The sequence below is a fragment of the Planomicrobium sp. MB-3u-38 genome, from assembly GCF_002836425.1.
Taxonomy (GTDB): Bacteria; Bacillota; Bacilli; order Bacillales_A; family Planococcaceae; genus Planococcus; species Planococcus okeanokoites.
Map to the genome: position 1 here is coordinate 1 of NZ_PJBO01000039.1, position 16,247 is coordinate 16,247.

Genomic DNA, 16,247 nt, shown 5'->3' on the forward strand with positions numbered 1-16,247 from the left:
CATTTATGTCCAGACCTTAATTATAATAAAGATACACAAGATAATAAACATTTAGGTCATAAGGAGTGATTTGAAGTTGGAAAAACATGAATTTGATGTAAAAACCCGTAGCCCTTGGACACCATTAACGGGTGTAAAAACAATTGTTGTTTCACCAAGTGAAAAAAGGATAAACGGTTCGGTTACGATTCCTGGAAGTAAAAGTTTAACAAATAGAGCTTTAATTATGGGTGCTTTAGCTAATGGAAAGTCAAAGGTAACAGGAATTTTAAAAAGCGATGATTCGTATTGGTGTATAGATTCTTTAAAAAAATTAGGAATAAAAATAGATATTCAAGATGAGACAGCTTACATTGAAGGAATGGGGGGGAAATGGGATTCAGGTAGTTTGTACATTGGGGCAGCAGGTACGATTGCAAGGTTTTTACCTGGAGCTTTAGCATTATCAAGTAAAGGGACATGGGAGATTGAAGCAAGCGCAAGTATGAGTAAAAGACCCGTTTCTCCTTTAATAGATGCTTTAAAAGAACTTGGTGCCGATATAAAATATTTGAATAATAAGGGTTACTATCCGTTGTCAATAAAAGGTAAAGAATTAGCTGGAGGTAATGTTAGCCTTTCGGGTAAGATTTCTAGCCAATTTATTAGTGGTTTACTGATTCCGTCACCTTATACTAAAAAGTCTGTCACAGTAAATATTAAGGATTACATTGTTCAACACTCCTATGTGCTTTTAACACTACAATTAATGGAAAAATTCGGCGCGAATGTTGAATATGATAATAATCTAAAAAAAATAGTAGTTCATCCTTCGCATTACACTCCACAAGATATAGAGTTAGAAGCAGATGCTTCTACGGCATGTTATTTTCTAGCTCTTGCAGCACTGACAAATGGTAAAATTCGAATCGATAATCTAACCTATGAAACAAAACAGCCAGATATAAAAATGGTAGATGTTCTTGAACAAATGGGATGTAAGGTAACAAAGGGCTCGTCTTTTATTGAGTTAGAAGGGGTTTCCCAATTAAAAGGTGGATTTGAAATTTCTATGAGGGAGATGTCAGATCAGACTTTAACATTAGCAGCAATAGCTCCGTTTGCAGATAGAGGAATAACCATAAAGGATGTTGAACATATACGTCATCACGAATCAGATCGAATTAGTGTAATATGTGAATCTTTAACTCAACTAGGTATTAGAGTGGAGGAATTTAAAGATGGATTAAAAGTGTTTCCAGGTAACCCAAAACCAACTTTGTTAAATACTCATGATGATCATAGAGTTGCTATGTCGTTAGCACTTATTGGTTCCAAAGTTGAAGGGATTCAAATAAATGATCCAGGATGTGTTTCTAAAACTTGTCCCCAGTATTTTAGGTTGTTGGAGAGCTTAGGCTTGAATATAAGTCATCTTTAAATGTTGCTTAAAGTGATTAACAAACGGTACTTTACTCGAAGAAGAAACCTAAAAAAGTCGGATCCTTAACGTACAGGAAATCGACTTTTTTTAGGTTGAAACTCGCTTAGCGTACAAAATTTCCGAAATGTTGGCGGTACCCCTATAATAATTATAATGATTTTTGGAATAAAATCGATGTACTGGAGAATATCAGGATTATCCGTCAATAAAACTAAACCGTATCAACACAGGATACGGTTTTCTTTACTATAACCCTCTATAAAAACTGTCTAATATTCTGTTGACACACCAAATTTAATATCAGGGAACAAAAGTTTTTATACTCTATTCTGGTTTAAATATAACCTTGATGTTGTTATCCTTCTTCTCATCAAATACTTTGTAAGCTTCGTCTGCCTCTTCAAGCGGGAAAGTATGTGTAAGAATTTCTGTAGGATCAAATACTTCATCTTTAATCATCTCGTAAAGTTTAGGCATTAGATGAATAACAGGAGCCTGTCCACTTGTTATTTTAATATTACGGTTAAATATTAAATCTAGAGGGAAATTATCAGCAGGTGATCCATAGATACCAGTAAGCTGTATTGTCCCAAACTTTCTTACTGATTCAGTAGCAGTAAGTATAGGACTTATTGTTCCACGTTGTTGAGAATGCTCAGATAGCTCCTGTTCTGGACTCGATTGCTGTCCATCCATTCCTACACAATCAATAACAACATCTGCGCCGCCTCGAGTTTTTTCTTTAAGAAGTTTACCTATTTCTTGTTCTTCATCAAAGTTATACACTTCAGCACCATTGTACTTTTTGGCGTGATTGAGACGATGCTGTACATTGTCAATCGCAATCACTCTCTCTGCACCTTTTAGTTTCGCAAACTTCTGCGCCATTAAACCGATAGGACCACAACCTAATACAATGACTGTATCTCCCGGTTTAACGCCTGAGTGTTCTACACTCCAGTAAGCAGTAGGTACAACGTCTGATAAGAATAAAACTTGCTCGTCTTTTAGATTGTTATCAGGAACCTTAAATGAGGAAAAGTCAGCATGAGGTACTCTTAAGTATTCTGCCTGTCCTCCCCAGTGATTACCATGAAGGTTACCAAAACCGAATAATCCACCATTATCTAACTTCCAGTTCGCTGGTGTTTCATTAGAATTGTCACACTGAGATTCCATGTCGTTATCGCAGTAGAAACAGTCCCCACACCCAATATTAAAAGGTATTACCACACGATCCCCTTTCTTTAGTTTTTTCACATCTTTTCCTACCTCTTCAACAATACCCATCGGTTCATGTCCAATGACAAAACCAGGTTCCATGAATAAATCACCTTGATGATATAAATGTAAATCTGAACCACAAATCCCAGATGCTGTTATCTTTATAATTGCATCAGTTGATTCAATAATCTTAGCATCTTCAACTTCTTCCATCTTCATCTTCTTATGTCCTTGATAAGTGACTGCTTTCATGTAATAACACTCCATTCTAAATATTATTTACATACATGCTACAATATACCTCTTTCCACGACTTATAAACATAAATCTGGTGTGTCAACAGAATATTAGACAGTTTTTATAGAAGTTTTCTTTATACTCCTTTGGCGTGAGATAATTCAATGCACCATGGGGTCTAATATTGTTATACCAGTTTACGTAGTCGAATAGTTCGATGTTTAATTGTTTTAATGATATAAAAGTATATTGGTTAATAAATTCAGTTTTCATCGCTTTGAACGTGGTTTCAGCCACAGCGTTGTCATAAGGACAGCCTTTCATACTAAGTGATCTTTCAATATCAAAGCCATCTAAAACTTCATCAATCAGCTGGTTATCGAACTCCTTTCCTCTGTCTGTGTGAAACATCTGCACATCTCTTAAATCATGCTTAATGGTGCTGATTGATGACAAGACCAGCTCAGCATTCTTTCTTGAACCTGCACTGTACCCAACAATTTCTCGATTAAAGAGATCAATAAATACACATATGTAATGCCATTTTCCTGCTACTTTTACATATGTTAAATCACTGACAATGACTTCCATTGGTTGTGCTCTGTTAAAATCTCGGTCTAGACCATTCGTGATCAGACGCTCGTTCGACTTCGACGGATAGGGCCTATAGCTTGCGATAGTATAGGTTGACACCAGATTGTTCTGTTTCATGACCCGACCGATGCGTCTTCTCGAGACTGTCAAACCTAGTTTATGTAACGCATTTTTTATTCTTCGGGTACCAAAACATTTTCGGTTTGAATTAAATACCTGAATAATCGTTTCATTGATATCGTTATCGCGCTCACACTGCTTGTTGGTTCTTTGTTTATTAATTTCAAAATAATAGGTACTTCTAGAGATTTGCAGGACTTTGCACATTGCTGACACTGAATATTTGTGTGCATTCTTACGAATGACTTCTATTTTCGTCCCATGATCAGCGCTGCTTGCTTTAGAATCTCGTTTTCCATTTTTAACTGTTGAATGTCTTTGCGAAGTCTTCTGAGTTCGCGCTCTTCTTCAGATAAATTGTCAATATGATTAAATGAACCTGTGTTCTGATGATTTTTAACCCATTTATCTAAAGCTGAAGCCGTGAGATCATACTCCCGTACAATTTCAGATTTTGATTTACCATTTTCAAATAATCGGACCATCTGTAGTTTAAATTCAGGGGTAAATGTTCTTCTCGTTCTTGACATAAAAAAACGCCTACTTTCATTGATTTAACAATAACCTCCCTCATAGGAGTTGTCCAATCAAGTGTAGACGATTCACAGTGTATCGGTTAATCCTGAGATTCCAAAAGGCTCCATTAACCTCATTACTTGTGATACGATTGCCCTAACCAGTGATATTGCTAAAAAAAAAACGATATCAACAAAACGTTGATATCGTATTCTTATGCCACTGCTTAAATGTTCTTGCTTTATCATTATTCAAATATGAAGAATTGTAATTTCATCAATCATGAGCCTTACACTTTTATACTAGGTATAACATTTAACAGTGCATTTTTATTACTTTTATGCCAGTTATCTAACTCATTCTCTATATCTTGAAATATAGCTTTAAAAGCTTCCTGACTTGAATAATCAATAACAAATTCTTTTATAATATTATGGGTTTGTATATGGTTAAAATCTTTAAATACATTAGGCTTGCTGTTCATTATTGTTCTTGTTTCTTTATCTTCTACATCAATCAAAACGTGGAGTTTTGTGGGCAGCATAAACCCTTTTGATTCATAATCGCCTGCACCGATTTCATAATGAATTTTATATTTTCCCCAGCTGATATGGAAAAGCTGAAAATAAAAAGCTTTTGCCGTCACTTTTCTATATACATGAAAGCTAGTCTCTTCTTCTATAGCTGGAAAAATCTTTTTTCCAACTTTATCTTTTCAATTTTGTCTGCTAAAATGTCTAACTGTTGTTCTCCATTCTTCACAATTTCAGTCAATTCTGCTGAATGCTTACTATTGAAGAGCTCCCATTCATTATTCAACTCCATCGCTTCCCCTCCCTATAGGTGTTCCACTTTATATAGCTCACGCCAAAACTAATAATCAAAAAACTGCCATCCACTGTCTCTGGACAGATACGATGGCAGCGATAATATGACTTTATTTAGGAAGCTTGGAAGCAAGGACGTCAATATTTTCAATCACTGGTGGCTCTACGAAAAGTTCAGGAGCTTTCTCCATCAATGCCGCAGCCACTTGACCAGAAAGGTGTGCTTGACGACCTGTGTCGTCCGGGAATGCGTCAAAGATGCCGAATGTCGTAGGTCCAAGTCGGATTGCAAACCATGCGATCGTTTCTGACTCCTCCTGAACCACAGGTAGGGCCCCACGTAGGAAGCTTTCAACTTCCGCTTCTTTTCCAGGTTTTGCTTCAAGTCGAACCAATAGCGCTACATTAACCATTTTTCTATCTCCTCCTCAAATTAGAAATTTCATCCATATAAAGTCTATAGTCTGCTAGGTGTTTGATTATATTCTATTTCAATAATGCTAATGATTCACGATTAAAATCTTCTAAGTCATCAGGTGTACGTGATGTTACGATACTACTATCTACAACAACTGATTCGTCTACTACTGTTGCACCTGCATTCTCTAAATCTTTACGTACAGATAAGTAACCCGTTAGCTTTTTACCTTTTAATAAATCTGTATCGATTAATAACTGTGGTCCGTGACAGATTGCAAATACAGGTTTTTCATTAGCAACAAATCCTTTTGTAAATTCACCGAATCGTCCTTGCTCATCACCACGTAACATATCTGGTGAGAATCCGCCTGGAATGAATAATGCATCGAAGTCATCAGGTTTAACGTCATCGATTGCTTTATCAATCGTTACTTCAGTATTCCCTTGTTTACCTTTTACTGTACTACCAGCTTCTTTACCAATAACAGTAATTTCATGTCCTTCTTTTTCAAAAGCCTCAGCCGGGCTCGTAAATTCTATATCTTCAAATAAATTGTCTAATACTACTGCGATTTTCTTAGTCATAATATAAATTCCTCCTAATTTAATAGTGAGTTCGTCATCAATATGTGAGAACTATAATTCTATTTTACCTTTAATATATACACATTAAAAATATATTGCTCAATTATATCAAACTACTTAAACGTTTAATTTTATGAATAATTACTCCGGTTTAAATACGACTTTAATATTTCTCGTTTTTCATCAAATACTTTATAAGCCTCATCGGCTTTTTCTAAAGGAAAAGTATGTATGATAATTTCAGTAGGATCAAATACTTCATCTTTTAAATCACTATCTGCCACAACAAAAGAAGAAAAAAAAGATTTATCAGCTATGTGAATACCTATTAATTCACTATCTTTATTAAGGATAGGGCACATATTGCCCAAACGAAGTATCAGCTTAGTATATCTTCTTACTACATATACTTGCTTTTACTTTACCATCACTAAAAATATCTTACTTTTTTCACTACTAAATACACTCCCTTTATTTTTGAATGTAATTAGATAAATGTTTCCCAGTTACGCTATCTTGTATGCTAAGGACACCTTCTGGGTAACCACTGTATAATAATCTTCCTCCTTGTTGACCAGCAGCTGGTCCCATATCAATTAACCAGTCTGATTCTGTCATCATTGACAAGTTATGCTCGATTAGAACGACGGTATTACCTTCATCCACTAATTGATTAAATAATTCGATCAGCACATGGATATCCCTTTCATGTAACCCTGTTGTTGGTTCATCAAAAATAAAGATGTGGTCAGTCACTTGATTGATTAAATACGCACTGAGCTTTACACGTTGAATTTCTCCACCTGAAAGTGTGTCCAATGATTGTCCAAGTGTCATATAGCCTAGACCAGTGGCAGCGAGGGATTTTAATATCTCCAGAATTTTATGATGTGTATTGAAGTAATTTATTCCTTCTTCCACCGTTAATTGTAAGACATCTGCAATAGAGTAACCATCTACTTTAGCATCTAGAACTTCCTGTCTATAACGTGTTCCATGACATACTTCACAAACTTGTGAAAAATCAGGCATAAACGCAAGTTCTGTTTTAAGAATTCCTTTTCCTTTACAGTTTGGACAAGCACCTTCAGAATTATAGCTGAACATACTTTTCTTTAGCCCTGTCTCCTTACTGAAAAATGCTCGTAATTCATCAAATGTATTGGTATAAGTTAATATATTTGAACGATTTGAAGCATTAATAGCTTTTTGATCGATGAATATAACATTTTTAATCTGTTTAAACCCAGTTTTTATGAGCGTACTCTTACCAGAACCAGCAACCCCTGTAATAACAGAAATAGCATTTTTAGGGAGATACACTTCAACATTTTTGACGTTATTTTTTGTAACTGGACCGATATGAATCATTTCTTGAGATGACCTTGGAACTTTTAGTTGATGTTTTTCTTTGAGTTCTTGTCCAGTCGCAGTGTGGGAGTCGAGAAGTTGATCGTATGTTCCTTCAAATGTAATTCTACCCCCATTTTTACCGGCACCTGGTCCTACGTCAACAATGTGATCTGCAATCTTAATAATATCAGGATCGTGTTCAACCACAATAACTGTATTTCCTTTATCCCGAATAGACATAATTATGCGATTGATATTTTCAATATCTTCAGGATGCAGTCCAACACTCGGTTCATCGATAATGTATACGAGATCGGTCAGTGGGCTACTTAAATGACGAATAAGCTTAATACGCTGAGATTCACCACCTGATAATGTAGGTGTTTCTCGACCAAGTGTCAAATAACCAAGTCCAATATCAACTAGAGATTGAAGTTGCTGTTTAAGCGGCTTTACAATATATGCAGCTGTTTTATCAGTAAGATAGTCTAAAAACAGGATATTTTCTACGATACTTTGATTTGTAAAATCAGCAATATCTGCACCGTTAATTTTGCAGCTTAAAATACGTTGATTTAAACGTTTTCCGTGACAGTTAGGACAAACCATTGTCGTTACAACACGCTCATATTCATCCGGCCACCTGCTCTTTTCATAGCCATCATTAATAATAAACAGTCGCCTGAATCGATAGACGACCCCTTCATATTTTGCAGTACGGGGCCATTCTTCAGGAGGATTGGTCAGTTTGGTCGGCTCTAAATAAAGTAATTGATGCATCTCTTCCTTCGAATAATCTTTCAGCTTCTTATCATTATCAAATAGACCCGAATGCGTATAGCTTTTACCACGCCAGTGATCTGGTCCGAATGTAGGAAAATTAATTCCATGTTCGTTTAAAGATTTGTCATAATCCAGCAATTCATCGATATCAATTTCCTCGACATATCCTAAGCCTTGGCATCTCTCACACATTCCTGCCGAATTATTGAATGAAAATTCATTTGAATATCCGACAAATGGTTGACCAATACGAGACCATAGTAGACGAACAGCAGAATAAATGTCGGAAATTGTACCTACTGTAGAGCGCGAGTTACCACCAAGTCTTTTCTGACTAATGACCATTGAAACAGGAAGATTTTGAATGGAATCTACATCAGGTTTCTCATAATGAGTTAATTGATTCTGTATATATGAAGAATAAGTTTCATTGAGTAGACGCTCAGATTCAGCTGCAATCGTACTAAATACTAATGAAGATTTTCCAGATCCTGATTTTCCTGTAAAAACGGTCAATTGATGCTTTGGAAGACTTAACGAAACATTTTTTAAATTATTTTGTCGTGCACCTTTGATGATGATATTTTTCATCCCAAACTTCCTCTCCATAATTAAATATATTTATATTTTTTACCTTTTTAACGAGAAATAAGTTTATAAGTATCAATTTTAAAGTTCCAAATTTTTAGCTGAATTTCCGATTATATTTTATTAAAAAATTTAGGGAAATTCTATAATCAAGTTAGCCACCTACGGTGTGCTTTAAAAAATTTAAATGTACGCAGATTGTAAAATTAAGCTAGACAACTAAAAAAGCCTTCTGTGCTAAACTTAATATGTATTTCCGACCAAAGAAAACATTAAGGAGTTAGCACAAATAGCCTATACACATCTTACCACGGATGAACTTGCGTCCATAGAATTATATTACCACCAGAAAATTTCGGTCAGTGAGATCTGCCGGAGAATTAAGCGTTAAAGAGAGATCGTCTATAATGTAATTAATGCACTCAAAGCAGGTATATCTGTACTGGAATTCTATCAGAACGATAAGAAAAGAAAATCTCTTTGCAGAAGACGTAGAATCGTCCTTCCTAAGCATCAGATCAGTTATATTCAAAAAAGGATAGCCGACGGCTGGACACCTGACACCATCATAGGCAGAAATGAAGAATCTATCAGCTGTTCTGTTAAAATTCTGTACAGAATGTTCAGAGAAGATATTCTTCCTGTTCACTCACTTCCGATGAAAGGGAAAAGAAAACCTAACAGTCATCATGAGAAAAGAGGTCGTCAGACTTTCAAACGTCACATTTCAGAAAGAACAGTTGAATTTCCTGACTTTGATAAAGCGTTCGGTCATCTTGAAGGCGATACGATTATTGGTCGTCACCATGGTAGCGCAGTCATCACCCTTGTTGAACGCGTTTCTAAGATGATCATCACCTTACGACCGGAAGGTCGCAAGGCATCCGACATTGAAAAAGCATTAAACAGTATGTTTTCGGTTTTACCTTATCGTCTCTTTAAATCCATTACATTCGACTGCGGTAAAGAGTTTTCCAGCTGGAAGTCAATCAGTAACCCACACGATATATCTATCTTTTTTGCTGATCCAGGTACACCTTCGCAGCGTACCCTGATTAAACGGATATAATATAATAAAAAACACATAAAAAGAAAAATTTCGCCATTGAATATAACGGGTTCAGTTAAGAGGGAGAAAGACGTATACGTAAAATAGTCCACACCTGTTTTTAGATGTAGACTATTTTATAGGACCTACTATTTGTTATATTTAATAAAATATTACTATGATGGATAACGTGCGGAACGCTTATTTGGCCTTATTTTTTGTCGATAACCAAGTCTAACTATTCTATGTAACTCATTTTTTACAACACGCGAATTGATAACAGAGACAATATACTCTCGATTCAGTGGGACATCCTTACTTGTTATTTCTATTTCTTCGGCATCTTCTAGCATCCTTTTAATGCTATTATTTATCGCATAGTGTTTAATAATCCAATCATCAACTGTTCGGACTTCATAATTCTCTGTTAACTTAATATAAACTAGATTATTCACCAAAATCTTTAAAACACTTCTAATCACATATGTACCAAGCATTCTCTCTATTGTTATCCCTCACCTAAAAAGTGAAAAAAGAGTACAAAAAAAGGAAGCCTCTGTTATGTTTAAAGTGCCTAAACCCAAACATTGGAGGTTCCCTTATGGCTACTTTAAACGAAATGAAAACAAACTTCAACCCTACTTTGAAAATAGGTCTATCCCATGAAAGAATTACTTCGGATGGAGGGCTTATTCTTTATAAAGAGGCCGCACAAAAGATCGGCTATTTCCAATCTCTTCATAACACCCTGCATATTCAAGATAACCGGAATTTCCATGAACATAGCTATCCGTCCGTTGTTGAGCAACTTGTCTTTCAACATCTAGCGGGATATCACCGCGATCACGCTGCGAAACACCTTGTGGACGATCCCACATTTACTCTGGTTACAGAAAAGGACTACTTGGCTAGTCAACCAACCCTTTCTAGAACATATGGTGTTCTCACATCCGAAAACATAGACCAAAGCAATGATTTCCTCCTTCAGGCAAGTATCGATGTTCATCAACGTTTAGATCAACAACAGATCACGATCGATGTCGATTCCACGTATTTTCAAACCTATGGAAATCAGGAAAAAAGTGCCTTTAACGTGCATTACAAAACAACTGGATTTCACCCCTTGTTAGCGTTCGATTGTATGACAGGTATGTGTCTCCGTGCGGTTAATCGCTCTGGAGAACAATATACATCGAAAGGGGCGGAAGACATGGTGACAGATATTATCGAAGGATACTTAAACAAGCTTCCGCATATGGATATTCTCGTCCGTGGTGATAGTGGATTTGCCATCCCTTCCTTGTATAAAACATGCGAAGCGAAACAAGTTCATTATGTCATTCGGCTAAAAGCAAACGCAAAACTTCATTCCATGGCGGAAGAAATAAGCCCTGCCCCTTCTCCTTCTTCTGAACATGGGGAGGTTCATTATGATGAATTTGACTATCAGGCAAGTTCCTGGGATCGTCCAAGAAGAGTAGTTGTTCGATATGAAAGGCAAGCAAACGAACTTCTCTTTACCCATACTTTCATTGTGACGGGCCTGACTTCCGAGCCAAAGATGATTTTCCGGCTTTACAAAAAACGAGGAGAAATGGAGCTGTTTATTAAGGAAGCCAAAAATGATTTTGGCTGTAAATATACAAGCAGCCATGATTTTACGGCCAACTGCGCAAGAATGATGATCGCCCTCATCGCCTATAACTTACATATCGCTGCGAAGAATCTATTCTTTACTGCCGCGCTTAAATCGTTTCGGATGGGAACGTTTAGAAGCTTGGTAATCAAAATAGGAGCGAAACTTACGAAATCGGGCCGTTATCTTCATTTGAAACTGTCGAAATCCTTCGTCTACCAGGAAGAGTTCTTTAAGACGCTGCGGTTGATCCAAACCTAAAACATTATAAAGTCCCCTGAAATTTTGAAATTCATTCACGTGCAAGGGTGAAGTCTGCCCTTTTTTAGGTCAACTCGTCATCAAAGAAGCGTTTCATATATAAAAATCTCATTTTTCTTCTATTGTCCAAGCAAAGAACGTGATACATTCCTTACAAACAGCTGATTTCTTGAAATCCAGGAGATTTTCTTTGATTATTATGGTGCTATGAATAATCTAGGTTTAAAAATGTTCTCATAAAGACAGAATCATCTGCAAGCAGAATTGTTTTCAAATTAAATAGCACCCTTCTCTATAATTCAGGCAAATTATGAAAGGGAAATTACAGGGAGAATCCTGGCGGCCAGGCTACCATGGCGTGAATATGCTGTAGGTCCGTGACTTTGCGTCTTTTACTTTCGTAAAATTTGCCCTATTAGTTATATTAGCACATAGAAATTTGTCGATAAATAGCCAATTGAGTAAAATGTACTATTTTACTAAAAAAATTTTAAAAAAGAACTACTAAAATTATAGAACTATTCTATTATTTATTCATTCATAAATGAGTTTCGATTTCGCTCAGCCATCCATTTTGTCAACGAACGTGACAGGTTAGTGGAAAATCGTTTTAACATATTGAGCGGTGGCTAGAAAAAAAGAGAGCTCAGATATGTAGTAGATAAAATAAGGAGTAAATTTGGTGCAGATTCTCTTGTAAGCGCTGTGTTATATACATCCATCGGTAAGGCCGTGCATCGTTCTAAACTTGTACAAGGCCATAAAAAGTTGCGATTAAGAGAACTTCTTCTTACCCAAATCATTTTAATTTATACTTTGGGTATTAACTGAAACGGTATAAAATAGGTAGCTGTAAATGATTTCTCCTAGTTTTTATTCCATTAATCGGATTAATTGATAAATAAAAAGAAGCAGTTTGTCCGCTTCCCCTCCCTATAGGTGTTCCACTTTATATAGCTCACGCCAAAACTAATAATCAAAAAACTGCCATCCACTGTCTCTGGACAGATACGATGGCAGCGATAATATGACTTTATTTAGGAAGCTTGGAAGCAAGGACGTCAATATTTTCAATCACTGGTGGCTCTACGAAAAGTTCAGGAGCTTTCTCCATCAATGCCGCAGCCACTTGACCAGAAAGGTGTGCTTGACGACCTGTGTCGTCCGGGAATGCGTCAAAGATGCCGAATGTCGTAGGTCCAAGTCGGATTGCAAACCATGCGATCGTTTCTGACTCCTCCTGAACCACAGGTAGGGCCCCACGTAGGAAGCTTTCAACTTCCGCTTCTTTTCCAGGTTTTGCTTCAAGTCGAACCAATAGCGCTACATTAACCATTTTTCTACCTCCTCCTCAAATTAGAAACTTCATCCATTATTATATCACATAACATTCCATCTTTATAAGTACACACTTTATTGTTACATAGTATAAAAAGTATACTATATCCTGAATTATTCACAGATTTTCTAAAATAGGCTAATATCGCCTATCTAATCAGCTTTCTCGTTCAAATTTAATGCATTAAAAAAATGAAAAAAGAATCCACTTCTGATAAAGTTAAATCACCATAAAATAACCATCAGAAAGGATTCTTATAATGGCTACTTTACCCCAATTAACTCTTGATTTCAATCGTCAAATTAAAGTAACGAATGATGGAGGTTCTCTTTCCTCTGATACAGGTGAATTCATCTTTAGAGAATTCGATGAGAAAATGGGTTTCTCAAAGACGTTGGCTAAACACTTAAACTTGAAAGATTCCAGAACTTACTTTGTTCATTCAAATGAAAATTTACTTCGTCAAAAGATCTATCAAATGATTGCCGGCTATTCAGAAGATGACGCTGCTGACCAGCTAACGAATGATCCTGTGTTCACCCAAATCATTGGGACACCGGCCTTAGCTTCCCAGCCTGGTTTATCTCGCTTTTTTAGACGGTTTGATCAAACATCTATCGAACAATTAGAACGGGCCAATCAAGAGCTGATCGATAAAGTTCATACGTTCAGAGATTCTAAAGCACTTATCTTTGATTTGGATTCAACTCATTCAGATACCTACGGGCATCAAGAGTCAGCGGCTTACAATGCTCATTATGGAACCATTGGTTTCCATCCATTAGTCGCTTTTGATGGTGTAACCGGCGACTTTTTGAAGGCAAAGCTGCGTTCTGGAAATGTGTACACTTCTAACGGTGTAATTGAATTTATACAACCACTTATTGAACATTACAACGAGAAATTCCCGGAAACTTCATTATTTGTTCGCGGAGATAGTGGTTTTGCCGTCCCTGCTTTATATGATTTGTGCGAAAAAGAATCGGTTTATTACGTCATTCGACTAAAGTCTAATGCTCAACTTCAACAGATTGCGGAAGAATACCGTCCTACCTCTTTGCCTTCAGATGTCACAAAGACCGAATGCTATTTTGAAGAAACGATTTATCAAGCGAAGTCATGGTCTAAACCTAGAAAAGTGATTATACAATCGATACGTCCAGCAGGTGAACTGTTGTTTATCCATTCATTTTTTGTGACCAATTTAGAAGTTGCCTTTTCTCCAAAAGATATCGTCCGTGCGTACCAAAAAAGAGGGACGATGGAGAACTATATCAAGGAGGCCAAGAATGGTTTCAAATTCGATCAAATGAATAGTCATTTTTTTCAAGTGAACGAGGTAAGAATGATGTAGAGTCTTCTAGCTTATAACTTAACGAATTGGCTGCCAACCCTTGCTTTACCACCTGAACAAAAGAAGATGCAAATTGAAACTATTCGAACACGACTTATTAAAGTGGCAAGTAAGTTAGTAAAGTCAGGGAGATCCCTACACTTTAAATTATCTTCAAGTTTTGTCTATCAAGACTTCTTTTGGAAGGTGCTTGGCCGAATTCAAAGATTACAGATAGAATAACCTGCTCATTTGACACGTTTTTAAAATCAGGGTTAATTCCAAGGGAGAAGTCTGCCCAAAAAGGGTAATTTTCAGAACTGAATTCTGAAAAAACTGTATCCAAGAAAAAAATAAACACCATTCTTTCAAAAGAACGGAAATCTAATCGACTTTTGGCTAGAACCATGCCTTTTGACGAAGGTATGAATAATTCAGGTTAAATAAACGAGTATAGAACATTTCTTTAAGAAATCATATCTATCCAATATTTTCTCCAGCAACAATATCATTCATCACATCTTCTAATGTTACATTTTTTAAAACTTTCTCCATTGCCCCTTGTGCGGTCGCAAATATAGGTTCTATAGTATTTTGGATATTCCGGCCAACGGGACAATTAAGCTGTGGATTTTCGTGTATACTGAATAATTCTTTATCTTGAACAACATTTACCGCTTTATAGACATCGAACAAGGTAATATCAGATAGTTTCATTGTAAGTTTTGCTCCTGCAATACCTGGGTGTACTTCGATCAAACCAGCTTTTTTAAGCATGCCCATAAGTTTCCGTATCACTGCTGGATTTGTGTTAACGCTCGAAGCTAAAAATTCAGAAGATGTTATTCCATCTTTATTAAATTCAATTAGAGTCAATATATGAATTCCGACAGCAAATCGGCTGCTAATGGACATTTACCTTCACCCCTTTATAAATTTCTATTTCAATATCTAATATCATGTAATTAATTTAGTTACAAGTTTATTGTATCAAATAGCAGGCAAAAAACAAATATTGCTATTCCTGTTGACAATTCAGTTACAAGTAACTAATATGAATACATGTAATCATTATTGTTACACCAAAAGCGAATTAGGGGGATTGGAAAATGAAAATATTAGTTACAGGGGCAACAGGAAAATTAGGTTCGAAGGTTGTAGAAGCAATATTGAAAACCCTGCCTGCAAGTAAGCTGGCGGTGAGTGTCCGGAACGCCGAGAAAGCAGAAGGGCTTCGTGCTCGTGGAGTGGAAGTTCGTCAAGCAGATTTTGACCATCCAGAAACTTTGGAGAAAGCATTTGAAGGAATTGACCGCTTATTGATCATCTCTGCGGATGGCGACAATGAAACGAGAATCCACCAACATACTAATGCTGTCCAAGCAGCGGAACGTGCAGGAGTAAAATTCATTGCCTACACAAGCTTAGCCAATGCTAAAGAAAGCAAAAATCTTATGGCGCCGCCTCATGTCGCGACTGAAGAATCCATTATGAAGACTGGTATCCCCTACTCTTTCTTGCGCAACAACTGGTATTTTGAAAACGAAATCGGAAGCATTCAAGGTGTCCTAGCAGGAGCTCCATGGGTCACTTCTGCCGGTGAAGGCAAAGTGGGCTGGGCATTGCAACAAGATTACGCAGATGCAGCGGCAGCGGTTCTGGTTGGGGACGGCCACGACAATACAGTGTACGAACTTTCAGGTCCTCTTTTAACCCAAGAAGAATTGGCATCTGCTCTTGGCGATATATTGGGTAAAGAAGTGCCTGTACAACAAGTGAGTGACGTAAAATATGCAGAGATTATGAAAGGCTTAGGTTTACCCGATTTTGTGATTCCGATTGTTGTAGGAATCCAAGAAAGCATCCGGAACGGTTCACTTGAAGTGGAAAGCAACGATTTCGAGAAAATTCTTGGTCGCACACTGCCGATCAATGAATCATTGAACCAACTTATTAATAC

Annotated in this window: 12 protein-coding genes, 3 pseudogenes and 1 riboswitch; of the genes and pseudogenes, 5 read left to right on the forward strand and 10 right to left on the reverse strand. The window is 36.7% G+C overall.

Features of this window, described 5'->3' with window-relative positions; translation table 11 throughout:
- The first annotated feature begins 76 nt into the window (after window positions 1-76).
- Entirely contained in the window at window positions 77-1,420 is a 1,344-nt protein-coding gene (gene aroA / locus CXF70_RS08635) for a 3-phosphoshikimate 1-carboxyvinyltransferase (protein ID WP_101802312.1), read from the forward strand.
- 327 nt (window positions 1,421-1,747) lie between these two features.
- Here aroA and CXF70_RS08640 read toward each other — a convergent pair whose 3' ends face one another.
- The 8 genes and pseudogenes from CXF70_RS08640 to CXF70_RS08670 all read right to left on the reverse strand — a co-directional run bounded on the left by CXF70_RS08640 (window position 1,748) and on the right by CXF70_RS08670 (window position 8,673).
- The gene (locus CXF70_RS08640; protein WP_101802313.1) at window positions 1,748-2,899 is read right to left on the reverse strand and encodes a zinc-dependent alcohol dehydrogenase; all 1,152 of its coding nucleotides are present in this window, start codon (window positions 2,897-2,899) and stop codon (window positions 1,748-1,750) included.
- 84 nt (window positions 2,900-2,983) lie between these two features.
- Window positions 2,984-4,128, reverse strand: a protein-coding gene (locus tag CXF70_RS08645; RefSeq protein WP_101802314.1) for an IS3 family transposase whose coding sequence is annotated in 2 segments (ribosomal slippage) — window positions 2,984-3,882 and window positions 3,882-4,128 — 1,146 coding nt in all. Because the reading frame shifts where the segments join, the coding sequence is not laid out codon by codon here.
- 275 nt (window positions 4,129-4,403) lie between these two features.
- Window positions 4,404-4,760, reverse strand: a complete 357-nt coding sequence (locus CXF70_RS08650) for a hypothetical protein (RefSeq protein WP_092599861.1) — start codon at window positions 4,758-4,760, stop codon at window positions 4,404-4,406.
- Window positions 4,761-4,792: 32 nt separating this feature from the next.
- Window positions 4,793-4,939 carry a hypothetical protein gene (locus CXF70_RS18155; protein WP_158241174.1) on the reverse strand — a complete coding sequence of 49 codons (147 nt, stop codon included), beginning with the start codon at window positions 4,937-4,939 and terminating at the stop codon, window positions 4,793-4,795.
- Window positions 4,940-5,051: 112 nt separating this feature from the next.
- A complete protein-coding gene (locus CXF70_RS08655) occupies window positions 5,052-5,354 on the reverse strand; it encodes a putative quinol monooxygenase (protein ID WP_012655943.1) in 303 nt (100 codons plus the stop codon).
- Between the two features lie 73 nt (window positions 5,355-5,427).
- The gene (locus CXF70_RS08660; protein ID WP_092599864.1) at window positions 5,428-5,946 is read right to left on the reverse strand and encodes a type 1 glutamine amidotransferase domain-containing protein; all 519 of its coding nucleotides are present in this window, start codon (window positions 5,944-5,946) and stop codon (window positions 5,428-5,430) included.
- Between the two features lie 141 nt (window positions 5,947-6,087).
- Window positions 6,088-6,215, reverse strand: a pseudogene (locus CXF70_RS18565) (glutathione-dependent formaldehyde dehydrogenase); the annotation flags it as partial.
- Window positions 6,216-6,417: 202 nt separating this feature from the next.
- Window positions 6,418-8,673 (reverse strand): ATP-binding cassette domain-containing protein, encoded by a 2,256-nt coding sequence (locus CXF70_RS08670; RefSeq protein ID WP_101802316.1) that lies wholly within the window; start codon window positions 8,671-8,673, stop codon window positions 6,418-6,420.
- Between the two features lie 286 nt (window positions 8,674-8,959).
- Here CXF70_RS08670 and CXF70_RS08675 point away from each other — a divergent pair.
- Both CXF70_RS08675 and CXF70_RS08685 read left to right on the forward strand, forming a co-directional pair.
- A pseudogene (locus CXF70_RS08675) lies at window positions 8,960-9,724 on the forward strand (IS30 family transposase); the annotation flags it as partial.
- A 595-nt stretch (window positions 9,725-10,319) separates the two neighbouring features.
- Window positions 10,320-11,615, forward strand: a complete 1,296-nt coding sequence (locus tag CXF70_RS08685) for an IS1380 family transposase (RefSeq protein ID WP_101802318.1) — start codon at window positions 10,320-10,322, stop codon at window positions 11,613-11,615.
- Between the two features lie 335 nt (window positions 11,616-11,950).
- Window positions 11,951-12,037: riboswitch (cyclic di-GMP riboswitch) on the reverse strand.
- A 611-nt stretch (window positions 12,038-12,648) separates the two neighbouring features.
- On the opposite strand, the gene CXF70_RS08690 is transcribed toward CXF70_RS08685, so the two are convergent.
- On the reverse strand, window positions 12,649-12,951 hold the full coding sequence (locus CXF70_RS08690) for a putative quinol monooxygenase (protein WP_012655943.1): 303 nt from the start codon (window positions 12,949-12,951) through the stop codon (window positions 12,649-12,651).
- A gap of 262 nt (window positions 12,952-13,213) precedes the next feature.
- On the opposite strand from CXF70_RS08690, the pseudogene CXF70_RS08695 reads away from it, so the two are divergent.
- Window positions 13,214-14,530: pseudogene (locus CXF70_RS08695) on the forward strand (IS1380 family transposase).
- A 237-nt stretch (window positions 14,531-14,767) separates the two neighbouring features.
- Here the strand turns inward: CXF70_RS08695 and CXF70_RS08700 are convergent.
- Window positions 14,768-15,202, reverse strand: coding sequence for an Rrf2 family transcriptional regulator (locus tag CXF70_RS08700; protein WP_101802319.1), 435 nt, complete (start codon window positions 15,200-15,202; stop codon window positions 14,768-14,770).
- Window positions 15,203-15,396: 194 nt separating this feature from the next.
- Between CXF70_RS08700 and CXF70_RS08705 the strand changes: the two genes are divergently transcribed.
- The coding region (locus CXF70_RS08705) for an SDR family oxidoreductase (RefSeq protein ID WP_101802320.1) at window positions 15,397-16,247 on the forward strand (851 nt) is incomplete at its 3' end.

Bases quoted from the DNA above. Each gene is read 5' to 3' on its own strand.
- CXF70_RS08690 (WP_012655943.1), bottom strand. From the start codon at position 12,951: ATGGTTAATGTAGCGCTATTGGTTCGACTTGAAGCAAAACCTGGAAAA.
- CXF70_RS08685 (WP_101802318.1), top strand. From the start codon at position 10,320: ATGGCTACTTTAAACGAAATGAAAACAAACTTCAACCCTACTTTGAAA.
- CXF70_RS08670 (WP_101802316.1), bottom strand. From the start codon at position 8,673: ATGAAAAATATCATCATCAAAGGTGCACGACAAAATAATTTAAAAAAT.
- CXF70_RS18155 (WP_158241174.1), bottom strand. From the start codon at position 4,939: ATGGAGTTGAATAATGAATGGGAGCTCTTCAATAGTAAGCATTCAGCA.
- CXF70_RS08700 (WP_101802319.1), bottom strand. From the start codon at position 15,202: ATGTCCATTAGCAGCCGATTTGCTGTCGGAATTCATATATTGACTCTA.
- CXF70_RS08660 (WP_092599864.1), bottom strand. From the start codon at position 5,946: ATGACTAAGAAAATCGCAGTAGTATTAGACAATTTATTTGAAGATATA.
- CXF70_RS08640 (WP_101802313.1), bottom strand. From the start codon at position 2,899: ATGAAAGCAGTCACTTATCAAGGACATAAGAAGATGAAGATGGAAGAA.
- CXF70_RS08655 (WP_012655943.1), bottom strand. From the start codon at position 5,354: ATGGTTAATGTAGCGCTATTGGTTCGACTTGAAGCAAAACCTGGAAAA.